General features: G+C 63.5%; 11 protein-coding genes and 2 pseudogenes. 4 read left to right on the top strand and 9 right to left on the bottom strand.

The window, feature by feature from the left end; all coding sequences use genetic code 11:
• From MSTE_RS13025 to MSTE_RS13035, 3 genes and pseudogenes are all read left to right on the top strand, one after another.
• On the top strand, positions 1-1275 hold the full coding sequence (locus MSTE_RS13025) for an acetyl-CoA hydrolase/transferase family protein (protein WP_096501773.1): 1275 nt from the start codon (positions 1-3) through the stop codon (positions 1273-1275).
• Between the two features lie 73 nt (positions 1276-1348).
• Positions 1349-1532, top strand: a pseudogene (locus tag MSTE_RS13030) (thiamine pyrophosphate-binding protein); the annotation flags it as partial.
• 170 nt (positions 1533-1702) lie between these two features.
• Entirely contained in the window at positions 1703-2401 is a 699-nt protein-coding gene (locus tag MSTE_RS13035; RefSeq protein ID WP_096505827.1) for a carbonic anhydrase, read from the top strand.
• A gap of 82 nt (positions 2402-2483) precedes the next feature.
• Here the strand turns inward: MSTE_RS13035 and MSTE_RS13040 are convergent.
• From MSTE_RS13040 to mutA, 5 genes and pseudogenes are all read right to left on the bottom strand, one after another.
• A pseudogene (locus tag MSTE_RS13040) lies at positions 2484-2956 on the bottom strand (LGFP repeat-containing protein); the annotation flags it as partial.
• A gap of 280 nt (positions 2957-3236) precedes the next feature.
• Positions 3237-3746, bottom strand: coding sequence for a hypothetical protein (locus tag MSTE_RS13045; RefSeq protein WP_096501775.1), 510 nt, complete (start codon positions 3744-3746; stop codon positions 3237-3239).
• A gap of 21 nt (positions 3747-3767) precedes the next feature.
• Positions 3768-4727, bottom strand: coding sequence for a methylmalonyl Co-A mutase-associated GTPase MeaB (gene meaB / locus MSTE_RS13050; protein ID WP_096501777.1), 960 nt, complete (start codon positions 4725-4727; stop codon positions 3768-3770).
• On the bottom strand, positions 4728-7007 hold the full coding sequence (gene scpA, locus MSTE_RS13055; protein ID WP_096501779.1) for a methylmalonyl-CoA mutase: 2280 nt from the start codon (positions 7005-7007) through the stop codon (positions 4728-4730). It abuts the gene before it with no gap.
• Position 7008: 1 nt separating this feature from the next.
• Positions 7009-8838, bottom strand: a complete 1830-nt coding sequence (gene mutA, locus MSTE_RS13060) for a methylmalonyl-CoA mutase small subunit (protein ID WP_096501781.1) — start codon at positions 8836-8838, stop codon at positions 7009-7011.
• A 181-nt stretch (positions 8839-9019) separates the two neighbouring features.
• Here mutA and MSTE_RS13065 point away from each other — a divergent pair, with 181 nt between their 5' ends.
• A complete protein-coding gene (locus MSTE_RS13065; RefSeq protein WP_096501783.1) occupies positions 9020-9751 on the top strand; it encodes a TVP38/TMEM64 family protein in 732 nt (243 codons plus the stop codon).
• Here MSTE_RS13065 and MSTE_RS13070 read toward each other — a convergent pair.
• From MSTE_RS13070 to MSTE_RS13085, 4 genes are all read right to left on the bottom strand, one after another.
• Positions 9748-10122, bottom strand: coding sequence for a DoxX family protein (locus MSTE_RS13070; RefSeq protein ID WP_096501785.1), 375 nt, complete (start codon positions 10120-10122; stop codon positions 9748-9750). The genes MSTE_RS13065 and MSTE_RS13070 overlap by 4 nt on opposite strands.
• Positions 10119-10445 (bottom strand): DoxX family protein, encoded by a 327-nt coding sequence (locus MSTE_RS13075; protein ID WP_096501787.1) that lies wholly within the window; start codon positions 10443-10445, stop codon positions 10119-10121. The genes MSTE_RS13070 and MSTE_RS13075 overlap by 4 nt, the downstream gene beginning before the upstream one ends.
• A gap of 101 nt (positions 10446-10546) precedes the next feature.
• Positions 10547-12268 (bottom strand): Nramp family divalent metal transporter, encoded by a 1722-nt coding sequence (locus MSTE_RS13080; protein WP_096501789.1) that lies wholly within the window; start codon positions 12266-12268, stop codon positions 10547-10549.
• Positions 12265-13569: a magnesium transporter MgtE N-terminal domain-containing protein gene (locus MSTE_RS13085; RefSeq protein ID WP_096501791.1), complete on the bottom strand. Its 1305-nt coding sequence runs from the start codon at positions 13567-13569 to the stop codon at positions 12265-12267. Before MSTE_RS13085 ends, MSTE_RS13080 begins: the two co-directional genes overlap by 4 nt.
• Positions 13570-13590: the final 21 nt, after the last annotated feature.

The raw sequence follows: 13590 nt of genomic DNA on the forward strand, positions 1-13590 counted from the left end.
ATGAACACACCGGCACCGGTGGCGGCCGACGACGTCCTGAAATTCGTTCGCCCGCAAGCCAACATCCTGGTCCCGATCGGGTTCGGTGAACCGCCAACGCTGATCGACGTGTTGGAGGATCATGCGAGCCATCTCGACGGTGTGTGCATCCACCAGATGGATGCGTTCATCGAACGGCGCTACATCCGTGGGGAATTCGGCGATCATCTGCGGCACGTCAGCTATTACCTGGGGCCAGGGACTCGAGAGGCTTACTGGGATGGACACGTAGAACTGGTACCCAACCACTTCTCCGAAGTACCGCTGCTGCTGCGGCAAACCGTCAAGCCCGATCTGGTCGTCGCGGCCGCCAACGGCCCTGACGAACACGGCTACTTCAGCCTGGGCACCAATGCCGACTACGTGGCATCGTTCATCGACGAGGTGCCGTTCTTCCTCGAGGTCACCGACGCTCAGCCTTTCACATACGGCCAGAACCACATTCACATCAGCAAGGTCGCTGGTTGGACCAAGACCGATGCACCGCTGCCCACGGTCAACCGACGTCACCCCGACCCTCGCGACAGGGCGATCGCGCAGTTCATCGCCGAACGGATACCAAACGGTGGTTGTCTGCAGGTTGGTGTCGGCGCGATTCCCGATGCTCTGCTGTCCGAGCTGGTTGACCACACCGACCTCGGCGTACACACCGAGTGCTTTTCGGATGGTCTGATGAATCTCGTCGAGTGCGGTGCGGTGACCGGAAGCCGAAAGCGCCATCACCGCAACAAGCACGTCGCGACGTTCTCGGTGGGTTCAGCCGAGCTGATGGGCTGGCTCCACCACAACGCCGCGGTCGAAATGTTGCCCGTCGAATGGACCAACGATCCGCGGGTCGTTGCCCAAGAGCCCAACTTCATCTCCATCAACGCCACCACCGAGGTCGATCTGATGGGCCAAGCCGCGAGCGAGACCATCGCCGGCCGGTACTGGTCCTCGTCCGGAGGGCAGGCCGACTTCGCTCGTGGAGCCATGTATTCGTCAGGGGGGCAAGCATTTCTGGTGTTGCACTCGACAACCAGTTCCGGTCTGGGACGGATACGCCTGCATCTGCACAGCGGCAGCGTGGTGACCACGCTGAAGAACACCATCGACAACGTTGTCACCGAATACGGGATCGCGACGCTGCGCGGTGCGTCACTGAGCGAACGAGCCCGCCGGTTGATAGCCATCGCCCATCCCAACCACCGCGATCAACTGCTGTTCGATGCCCGCAAGGCCGGTCTGCTGCACTAGCCGCCCTCGAGTAAGGAGCCACGATGGCACGCGCCATCGCCGATCAACTCATCGACGTCCTGATCTCCCCGGCGTCCGCCATGAAGAGGCCGCGGCGTTCGCCGTCGCCGATGCCGAATTGCACAACCGCCTTGCGGTGTGCGCCGGGTCCTGAAGCCCCGGCAATTTGCACCTTATCAATCAATAGCCTCTGCGACGCCCATCGGTCCGGTGCACCGGTGCTGGCCATCGCCTCCCACATCCCCAGCACCGGGATCACCTATCGGTGCCCGACGTAGTCATCGCACTCTGCGCAGTTCTGGGCCTCAACTGCTGCCAGCAATCCTCATCTTCGCGAAATGATCGGTCTGGTCGCAGCTCACCCACTTGTGAGATGGTCACGAGATTGCGTTTGCGAAACAGGCTAGGAGAACCAATGGGAGGGCTGTTGAACCGGCGAGGACTTCTCGTGGGAGGGCTCGCAGCGGTCGTGTCCGTCGCAGCATGTGGGCAGCACGGCTCAACGCCGACTGTCGCCTCGTCCGTACCCGGACATAGTGACCCGCTTGAAGAGTTGAAGGCGGGCAATGCCCGCTTCGCCGACGGACAGATGATGCATCCACGTCAGTCGCCGCAGCGGCGAGCCGAGCTGACCGACAGGCAAGACCCGATGGCAATTGTGTTCAGTTGCATCGATTCTCGGGTTCCTCCGGAGATCGTGTTCGACCAGGGCCTGGGAGATCTGTTCGTGATACGCACCGGCGCACAGGATTACGACGCTCTCATCGAGGGCAGCATCGAATACGGCGCCATCATGGACCACACGCCGCTGATGGTGGTCCTGGGCCACCAGCGCTGCGGCGCGGCCACGGCAGCGGTGAAATCCCTCGAACAGCACAAACCTGCGCCTGCTCACTTGGCCGAGGTAGTCGAGGCGCTCAAACCGGCATATCTGGAAGCCAAGCAAACACCATGGAAATCCCTGGACGACCTCATCGAGGCGACCATCCGCGCTCAGATCCGTGCGACCGTCGCCGCTTTGCGCACCGACCCGCCGTTGGCAATGAATTCCAGCAACAACCAGCTGCGGATTGTCGGCGCGCACTATGCGCTCGATACCGGAATCGTCCGCTGGTCGGACCAATAGGCGCCAGAACCCCCAAAGGCCCACGGTCGACCAACTCGCAGTCACAATACCTGATCGCGATTTAGTCCCGAAAGTTGGCGGACTATAGCCCGGAGGGTACGACCTTGCCATTCACCGTCACGTCGACCTGGTCGGTCTTCGCGTTATACGCGATCTTGCCAGGCTCGAAGATTGACGCCAGCAGATCGCCGACTGCGTTCTCGTCGCTGGTGCGCAGGCCCAGAGGACCTGCCGAGCCGTTATCGCCGGTAACCGACGGCGTGCCGTCCGGGCCGCGCTGGTTATTCCAGGCGTCCCGGATCTTGCCCACGACGATGTATGCAGGTGTGCCGCCTGGTTGTTCTTGGCGATGATTGCACCCCTCTGGAACTCCTGGAACACCGCGCCACTCTCCCGTGTGCCGGCGTCGCGGTCACCCGCCAGTGCCTTGCCGAGAGCTTTCTTCTGATCCTCGGTTGCCGACGAATACTTAGCGGCGATCGATCCGGTCAGCATCACCTCGACGTCCCTGTTTCCGATCAGCTTGACCTCAGCGGGCTGCGCCGGTGCCGCAGACCCATCCGGCTCGTGAGACTCAGATCGATGGTCAGCAGTGCTCGTAAGGGTTGCGTAGCGCTGCACGCTCGTTAGGGCGCGTTCCGAGATCGACCCACCCGCGTTCCAGCGCGTCGAATCTAGCCATGTATGACCTGTAACGACACGGTTTTCAACATGTCCCGCAGGGGCCGACCAGACACAACAGTCACACCGCAAAACCCTGCCGATTCACCTCTCGTGCCGGACACCTGTTCACGACGCTCAACGGCTGGTCACGGAAGTAAATATAGCGACAACTTCAGATAACCAGGGCCGTGTGCCGCTGGCCGGCGCTGGGCGTTCTGACCCCGAATTGCAGCGACAGGTTCGAGTAGTCGGCGTCAGGTATCAACCCGCGTTCACGGATCCGGGCCGCCGTCAATGCGACAACATCGACAAGATCGGGATTCCAGGCCGGGCTGCCCCCATGCGCCAAGAACATTCGAGTCAGACATTCGGCGTCGAATTGAGGTATCACCCCGACGATGGTGGCGCCCGCTGTCCATTCCCCGACAAGCGAAACCGCTTCAGCGGCACGGAAGACGCGGGGGAACTGCAGCGGGCGCAGACGCACCTGCGGATGACGTTTGTGGAAACCGCTGATCTCAAGACCGGCCGGATCAGCCGATTCCAGATCCAGATCCTGAACGTCCACGCACAGGTGCAGCTGCCGTTGACCGGCATCGGTCCGGCGAATGATCGCTATTTCCCATGGCTGGCGCTCACGGTGGAGCCCGGTGGTCTCGGTATCGAGAAAGACCAGGGCCATGGAACATCCTCTCGCGCGCGACTACGAGCTGAGCTTGAGCAGTTGCTCGGCAGCCAGTGCAGGGGTCAAGGTTCCCTCGCGCACCTGCTGTTCGATATCCGCCCGTGCGGCTTTCACGTCCGGCGCGTTGAGCACCCGATCCAGCACCGCATCACGCACCATCGCCCACATCCAGTCGACTTGCTGACGACGGCGTTTGGCCCCGAACTCCCCCGCCTCCGTCAACACCTCGCGGTGCCGCAACACGGTGTCCCACATCTCGGACACCCCGCTGTTCTCCAATGCGCTCATGGTGAGAACCGGTGGGCGCCAGAGGGTGTCATGTGGATAGATCAGACGTAGGGCGCCCGACAACTCCCGCGCGGCCTTCAGTGCCTCGATGGCATGGGCACCATCGGCCTTGTTCACCACCACGATATCGGCGAGCTCCAGCACGCCCTTTTTGATGCCCTGCAGCTGATCTCCGGTACGTGCCAGCGTCAGGAACACAAAGGTGTCAACCATGTTCGCGACGGTGACCTCGGACTGCCCGACGCCGACGGTCTCGATGAGGATGACATCGAACCCGGCCACCTCCAGCAGCACCACCGTCTCACGGGTCGCCTTCGCCACCCCACCCAGCGTGCCTGAGGTGGGCGAGGGCCGGATGTACGCATCGGGATGTACTGAGAGCCGCCCCATCCGGGTCTTGTCGCCGAGGATCGATCCTCCGGTGCGAGTGGACGACGGATCGACCGCCAGCACCGCGACCCGGTGCCCCTGCTCGATGAGATACATGCCGAGGGCCTCGATGGTGGTCGACTTGCCCACACCGGGCACACCGGTGATGCCAACTCGCAGCGCTTCTCCCGCATCGGGCGAGATATCCAGCAGTAACTGCTGAGCCTGCGCTCGGTGATCCGGGCGCGTCGACTCCACCAAAGTGATGGCTTTCGCGAGCGCGGAACGATCACCCGAACGGATCGCGTTGCTCAGGTCCATTTACGCGAGCTTGTATCCGAGTCGTTCAGCCAGCTTGTGCAACAAGCCAATCGCGGCGTCAGCGATCACGGTTCCCGGGGGGAAGATGGCCGCGGCACCCGCCTCGTACAGCTCATCGAAATCACCGGGCGGGATGACGCCGCCGACGACGATCATGATGTCGGGCCGCCCCACCTCTGCCAAGGCCTCGCGCAGCGCCGGCACCAGAGTCAGGTGACCGGCGGCCAGCGAGGACACCCCGACCACGTGCACGTCGTTGTCGGCGGCCTGGCGTGCGACTTCCTCCGGAGTCTGGAACAGCGGGCCCACGTCCACGTCGAAACCGATATCGGCGAAGGCCGTTGCGATCACCTTCTGCCCGCGATCGTGCCCATCCTGGCCCATCTTGGCGACCAGCACACGCGGCCGGCGGCCATCGGCGTCGGCGAACTTCTGTACGAGCTCGGTCGCTTGCGTCACGCTGCTAACGGCGCCGTCCCTTCCCACCTCGTCGCGGTATACCCCGCTGATGGTACGGATTTCGGCTTGATGGCGCCCGTAGACCTTCTCCAGCGCGTCGGAGATCTCCCCGACGGTCGCCTTGTGACGAGCAGCGTCGATGGCCAGCGCCATCAAGTTGTTGCCCAATCCGTCTTCCCCGGCACGGCTGGAATCAGCCGCGGCCCTGGTGAGTTCGTCGAGTGCCCGCTGCACCGCGTCGTTGTCGCGCTCGGCGCGCAACTGCTGCAGTTTGGCCAGCTGTTCGGTGCGCACCCGCGAGTTCTCGACCTTGAGGACCTCGATCTGCTGATCCTCGATCACCTGATACTTGTTGACGCCGATCACCGGCTGACGGCCCGAGTCGATGCGTGCCTGAGTACGTGCGGCGGCCTCTTCGATGCGGAGCTTCGGGATGCCCTGATCGATGGCCTGCGCCATACCACCGGCCTCGGTGACCTCTCGGATGTGCTCGCGCGCACGGGATGCGAGCTGATGGGTCAGCCATTCCACGTAGTACGAGCCACCCCACGGGTCGATCGGACGACAGGTACCCGACTCCTGCTGGATGAGCAGCTGGGTGTTGCGTGCGATACGTGCCGAGAAGTCGGTGGGCAGCGCCAACGCCTCGTCCAGGGCGTTGGTGTGCAGCGACTGGGTGTGCCCCTGCGTGGCGGCCATCGCCTCGATGCAGGTGCGGGCGACATTGTTGAACACATCCTGCGCGGTCAGCGACCAGCCGGAGGTCTGCGAATGCGTACGCAGAGACTGCGATTTGGCGCTCTTCGGATCAAACTGCGCGACCAGCTCGCTCCACAGCAGACGCCCGGCCCGCAGCTTGGCCACCTCCATGAAGAAGTTCATGCCGATCGCCCAGAAGAAGGACAGTCGCGGTGCGAACACATCGATGTCAAGGCCGCCCTCCAGCCCCGCCTTGATGTACTCGACGCCGTCGGCCAGGGTGTAGGCCAGTTCGAGATCGGCTGTGGCACCTGCCTCTTGGATGTGATAGCCGGAAATGGAGATCGAGTTGAACTTCGGCATCTTGGCGCTGGTGTAGGAGAAGATGTCCGAGATGATCCGCATCGACGGCTTCGGCGGGTAAATGTAGGTGTTACGGACCATGAACTCTTTGAGGATGTCGTTCTGGATGGTTCCGGCCAGCTGCTGGGGACTGACACCCTGCTCCTCGGCGGCCACCACGTACAGCGCCAGAATCGGGAGCACCGCACCGTTCATGGTCATCGATACCGATACCGACCCCAGGTCGATCCCGTCGAACAACTGACGCATATCCAGGATGGAATCGATGGCCACACCGGCCATGCCGACGTCGCCCTGCACCCGCGGATGATCCGAGTCGTATCCCCGGTGGGTCGCCAGGTCGAAGGCCACCGACAGGCCCTTCTGGCCCGCGGCCAGGTTGCGGCGGTAGAAGGCATTGGATTCGGCGGCGGTGGAGAAGCCCGCGTACTGGCGGATGGTCCACGGCTGATTGACGTACATCGTCGGGTACGGCCCGCGCAGAAACGGCACCTGCCCCGGGAAGGTATCCAGTGGATATCCCTGATCTCGCACGGCATCTCGGTCCGCGGCAGTGTAGATGGGCTTGACGGTGATCGCCTCGGGCGTCTCCCAGTCGAGCTGTTCGGGTGTGTATCCGTGGGCGCCGGCGGCGGCGCCCACCGCGGCTGCGACGGCGGCAGCGTCCGGCGCGACCGATGCGCGATCACCGTGCAGCGGCACATCGGCGAAGCTGCCCAGGGTGGTATCGGATACCGAAAGATCCGTGAGGTCAGTCATGTCACGCCCCCAACTTGTTCAGTATGGCCGAAAGCGCTTCGACAGCATTGATTTTCATGGTCAGGTAGCCATCGGGTCGTGATGTCTGCGCGACCTCCGCGACGGACTTCTCGGGTCCCGCGAGATACACGTCGGTGATCCCCGCCGCTTTGGCCGCGTCGACAACCGGACCTGCTTCAGCGGCGTATCGGGCATCGGTTCCACAGATCACGGCGATGCGCGCTCCCGCATCCGCCACCGCATCGGCAACGGATCCGGCGTCGAGTACGCCGGGATTGACGACCTCGATACCGCCTGAGGCCAACAGGTTCGAGGCGAATGTGGTGCGCACGTTGTGCTCGGCCAGCGGACCCAGCGGTATCAGTAGTGCGGACGGACGCGCACCCGATGCGGCCAGCGCTGCATCGGAGCGATCACGCAGGGCCTCGAATTCGGCGGCGTATCGGTAACCCGCCGTCGCATGTGGTGGCAGCGGAGCTTCCGCCAGGTTCGGGAATTCGTTCACCCCGGTCACCGAGGTACGCCGATGGGCGATGTCGTCGGTACGCTCGGCGCGCGTCGCGGCGATGCGTTCCCGAATCAGTTCGGCGGCCGCCTGGAATCCTCCCGCACCCTCGATCTCGGTGAACAGCGACCATGCCTGCTGAGCAAGGGTTTCCGTGAGGTCCTCGATGTACCACGAACCGCCGCCGGGGTCGAGCACCCGGCCGACATGGGACTCCTCGATGAGCAGGAGCTGCGTGTTTCGGGCGATTCGCGCGGAGAACGCCGGGGATACCGAATCCAGTCCACCGGCAATCGCGTCATCGAATTGACGCACCCGCACACTGTCCGCGCCACCGACTCCGGCGCCGAAGGCGGCCAACGTGGTGCGCAGCATGTTCACCCACGGATCACGCTGGGCCATCATCGGCTCCGAGGTCACCGCATGCATGAGAGCTCCCCCGGCCTCGGGCGCGCCGGCGACCTCGGCCACCCGCGCCCAGAGCACTCTGGCGGCACGGAATTTGGCGATCGACAGGAACTGATCATCGGTCGCGGCGAAACGGAAACTGATCTGCCGCAATGCTTCCGCGATTCCCAGGCCCGCGTTCTGCAATAGCCTCAGGTAGGCGACCCCGGCCGCTATCGCGACCGCAAGTTCCTGGCTGTCGCTGGCGCCGAGTTCGTGGGCGATCGTGCCGTCTGCGGTGATGGCGCGGATCTGCTCGGTCCGCGCGACCGCACGTTCGGCCAACGCCACCGCGTCATCGATCGCTATGCCAGAACGGCCGGTGAAGGCATCCCCGAGCGGATCGGCGCCGAGGTCCACGACAACACCGGCGGCATCGCCCTCGTAGGCATCCAGCACCGTGAAGATCGCCTCGGCCACCTCGATCAACCCGGCACCGGCCTCCACTTGGATCGGAGCCAAATCGAGGTAGACGTCCTGCAGCGCACGCCCCACCGACTCGGGTGCAAGACCGGCTAGGACGATGGCGCTGGTGCCCTGCCCCAGAGCGTCCAGAATGGCCTCGTTCACGAGGGCCGCATCGGTCCCAGCGGCACCGTCGAAACGCTCGGCGACCTTCCACCCACTGTTCACATCGCGCCGAGGATCGCCACCACGGACAAACGGCCATTGTCCGGGCAGCGACGGCTCGGGAAGCTCATCCAACGCCGTATACAACGGACGGATCGCGATCCCGTCGTATGTCGGCGAGTCGAGCAGTCGCTCGGGGTCGGCGGGCAGATCCTCGACAGCCTTGCGCGTCGACTTAGCCAACACCCCGGCGACGTTCTTCTGCCACCGTGCGAAGTCATGCCTAATCTCGGGTACCTCAACAGTCACGAAACTGCTCCCTGCTGCTCGTCGTCGAGCGACATATATGGCACTCCATGCCGAAATGCCTATCACACTTAGTCATCAGGCTAAATGACGCCATCGACTACTGCCCAGTACGGGGGCACGGCCATCGCGACACCCGTGTCCTGTCCCCTTCGTTCATCCGGGCTCCGTAGGCTTGACCACCATGGGATTCCGGCAGGTCTGGGGCGCGGGCGTCGCGGCGGCGCGACGGATCCCGCCGCGTCAGCTGCTATGGACCGGTGTGGCCGTTCTCATCGTGGCCGCGGCCGTGCTGTTTCTTCCACTGCCGACTGCCCTGCAGATGCGGGACTGGGCCGGTGAGCTCGGCCCCTGGTTCCCGCTGGCCTTCCTCGCCGCGCACACGATCGTGACGGTGTTGCCGTTCCCACGGACCGCCTTCACCCTGGCCGCCGGCTTGCTTTTCGGCACGCAGCTCGGCGTACTACTTGCCGTTGTCGCGAGCACCGCGAGCGCGGTCCTGGCGCTGTGGGGTGTGCGGGCGTTGGGTTGGAAGCTCAGCACACTGCATCACCGACCCGGTGTGAAGAATGTCGACGACCAACTACGCCGTCGCGGCTGGATCGCCGTGATGTCTATGCGGCTCATCCCGGCCGTGCCGTTCTCGGTGCTCAACTACGCGGCCGGAGCCTCCGCGGTGCGGGTGCTTCCGTACACGCTGGCCACCTTCATCGGCTTGCTTCCGGGCACCCTTGCCGTCGTGGTACTCGGTGACGCACTCACCGGACATATCAGTGGCACGCTCTTCATGGTTTCGTTGGCCACCTCGGTGATCGGCGTGCTGGGCATCCTGTACGAGATCCGGCGATACAAGCGCACGCACACCGAAATCGCCGCTCCCGAGGCCTCGGATGAACCCGAACGGGTCGGCGGCTAGACCGCGGACTCCCGCCCCTGAAATCCCTTGCCCGCGAGAATCGCGAACCACACCAGCAGGCTTGCCGCCGGCAGCGCGCGGAATGCCTGGTCATGCGCGCGGAAGTGCGCGCCCACCGCCAGCGTGAAGTAGACGGTGAGCATGAACGCGGTCAGCCGACCCAACGCTGTCCATCGGATACCGCCGAGAAGCCCCACGGCCGAGGCCGACTTCACCACCGGTAGAACCCACCAGATCCGTTGTGGCAAACCAACTTTCTCCAGCGCATCCTTGATGGGTTTGATCGGCCGGACGCAAGCCGCGGCATCGGCTGCCTGCATGGCCGCCAGCGCGGCCAGTACCGTCGGTGTCGCCAAACGCCGCTGCGTCATGACGATTTCGCCGCCAAGCCCCTGGCCGCCAACACGCCGTAGGTGGCAAACAAGGTCGAGGCGGACATCGCATTCACACCGAGATCGCGCACCCGCAGATGTGCGCCCACTGCCAGACCGAAATAGATGGTGAGCATCACCAGCGTCAGCTTGGCAAGCCCCGGGAACCGGATTCCGCCCAGCAGCCCTATCGCGGATGCGGCCTTGATCGGCGCGAAGATCCAACGGTTCTCCTGCGGATAACGCACGTCATCAAGGCATTTAGCAACGTAGGGAACCGGCCGGACGCACAGCCCGGAATCAATCCCGTCCAATGAAGACATGAGTATTCGCGCGTTGCGACTTTTCCTGGAGCGCCATCGCGGTCGCGCCCACAGAATCCAGCGCGACCGCGTCTTCTCATACGCGTTGCCTGGGCAGACACTCAACTCCCGTGCGCGAGTTGAATTGCCTTCACCACCAACAGGATGGCGCCGACCACGAGGTATCCCCGAAGCGCAAGCATGCCCAACTTCGTCGACGGACTCCACGTGACCGGTTCGAGTAAGGCCAACGGGGGCATCCGCCAGGTCCGGGCGTCCACGCCTTCGAGGGCCTTGGCCATCGCCACCGCCGCCGGATCGACGCTTTGCCTACCCGAGGTCCACCACAGACCAATCCCTATCAGCACCCCGAGAACCGCGACACCTGCCGCCAGGTCACCGGCGACCTGCACGAAGTCCAGGTCCGGGAAGAGGGTGGTGGCCATCAAGATGCCGGAAAGAAACAGCAGCACACCGACGATGAGCCCCGCCACGATGTTGAGCCACGCCTTGTTGACCCAGGGACCCAGCACCGCCTTGTCATTGCACAACAACAGCAGGAACACGCTCGCGCTGGGCAGCAGCAGCCCGGCCAATGCCTGCACCGCGGTGGTCATCAGCCCGAGCGGGGCATGCGGAATCAGCACGATGGCCGCCCCCACGCCAACCATCACGGTGTAGGACAAGTAGAACGGCTTGGCGTCCTTGAAGCTACGGTGCAGCGAGTGCTTGAGCCCGAAGGTGTCACCGAACGCGTAACTGGTCGCCAGGGTGACCGCCGCTGCGCCGATGATCGACGCATCCAGCAGCACGATGGCAAAGATCTTGCCCAGCAATGGCTGAGCCTCTCCCAACCAGCCGGCGATCAGACCCGCATCACCACCGTCACCCCATTTGTCCGGGCCCGAGTTCCCGGTGACGCGGGCTGCGTAGTCGGCCGTCATCAGCAACGCGGCAGCACCTATCACCACCACGAGAGAGCCGATCACGGTGTCAGCACGTTCGTACCCGATGAACCGAGGAGTGATGCGCTTGTCGACGATGTTCGACTGCTGGAAGAACAGCTGCCATGGCGCCACGGTGGTGCCCACCATCGCGATGATCAGCAGTACAGCACCCGAACTGATTCCGCCCTCGATGCCCGGCACCACGAAATCGTGTGCGGCCCTGCCCCACTGCGGATCCGACATCAAGAACATGGGAATCTGCAGCAGCGTGATCACAATGAACACGAACATGGCGCGCTCCCAACGACGGAAGCTCCCGGTGGCCATGATGAGAATCAGCGCGATCGCGGCGACGGGCACCGTGTAGTACTTCGGAACTCCCAGGTACTCGGAAGCCAATGCCACACCGATGAATTCAGTAACGAGGGTCAGAAAGTTCAGGATGAACAGGTCGCCCACGGAGAACCAGCCCCACCCACGGCCGAACCGTTCGTTGATCAACCGTGCGTGTCCCACCCCGGTGACCGCGCCAAGCCTAACCACCATCTCCTGGTTGACGATAAGAACCGGAATGAGCAGCAGAAGCACCCACAACAAGCTGTATCCATAACTCTGACCGGCCTGCGCGTAGGTCGCCACGCCGCCGGCGTCGTTGTCACCGACCATGACGATGATGCCCGGTCCCAGGATCGCGGCCATCGTGGCCATCCGGGTCTTGAAGGTCCGCGCCTGGCCGGGATCACTCACACTGATCCTGCCGAATGCGCCCTCGATATCGCCGAGATGCGCCGAGTCAAGAACTGCGCTCTTCGGCTGGGCCGTGACGCCTCCAGGTGCCCCCACAACAAGGTCGTCCGAGTTTCCCAATGGCGCGTCGACCATTCCCATCTCGGTCATGGGCTGACTCCGTCTGGGCTCGAGGCGATCTGGCGCACCGGACGCGGGGCGGGTTCGCGACGACGCCAATCCTCAGGGATCAACGCGGCCAACACGTCGTCATACGTGACCACGCCAAGAACCTTGTCTCCCCCATCGACAACGGGAATCAAGGCCAGGTTGTAGTCGGCCATCAGCAGCGCGACATCAGTGAGATCGGCCTCCGGGGAGACCCGCACCGGGTCATCGTCCATGATCGATTCCACGGTCACGTCACGAGCGGCCTGCAGGAGCCGGATCACCGACACCACACCCACCAATTCACCGTTATCGGCGATCACGTGCGCTTTCAGAAGCGCCTCGGGTTGTAGGGATTTCGCCGCAGAGATCGCAGCAAGCGCATCAGCGGCGCTGCTACCGAGCACGCACGAGACGATGTCGACGTTCATCAGACCACCGGCCGACTGAGGGCTGAACCCCATCAACGTGACCACCTTGGTACGTTGCGGGCCCGGCATCAGCTCCAAGACGGCCCGTCGACGCGACTGGCGCAGATCGAAGATCGCATCCGCCGCATCATCGGCGCGCATCCTGCCAAGCAGAGCAGCGACCTCGGCATCGGGCATGTCCTGGAACAGCTTGCTGGCCTTATCCGAATCGAGTTCCTCGAATACATCGGCTTCGAGCTCGGGATTGTCGCGGACGCGGTCGAGGATCTCGCCGCCCTCTTCCTTGGCGGCCTCCTCGAGTAGGTCGGCGATTTCGGCGGGCTTGAGTGTGTTCACTCTCCCCCCGACGCGGCGTGCCAGCAGCGATCCACCATGGCCGATCATCGGCTCGAACGCCTTCCAGTCCCTACCCGCCTGGCCGGCCCCCGCCTTGATCAGGCCGAAAAACCTTGCCGGACGACGGGTATCGAGTCGAGCGAGAATCCACCCTTCAGGCGACTCCACCAGCTCGATATCGTAGGCATGCACCAGCTCGGCATTCTCCACATCGATAAACCGGTGATCGAGTACGTCCTCCTCCAGTAGGTATTCCCCATCGCGACGTTCAAAGCCGCGCAGATCAACTTTGTTCTTGCTCAATTCAATTCGAGCTGGCGCCACGACAGAAACCGCGTCTGAAGATACGAATACCCTGCGTCCACCCATGTCGACGAAGTAGCCGGTGACAATCGGGTACTCATCTGCTCCACGGAACCGAACGATGACGTCTTCCAACCGGCCTACTGTGTCACCCGAACGTGCGACAACCGGAGCCTTCAATAGATCCGAAAATTGGATTACCCGCGGCACAGCCGCGTTACTCGAAGTAGACATGCCGACTCCTCAGCGTATTGG

It is taken from the genome of [Mycobacterium] stephanolepidis, from assembly GCF_002356335.1.
In the GTDB taxonomy this organism is placed as follows: domain Bacteria; phylum Actinomycetota; class Actinomycetes; order Mycobacteriales; family Mycobacteriaceae; genus Mycobacterium; species Mycobacterium stephanolepidis.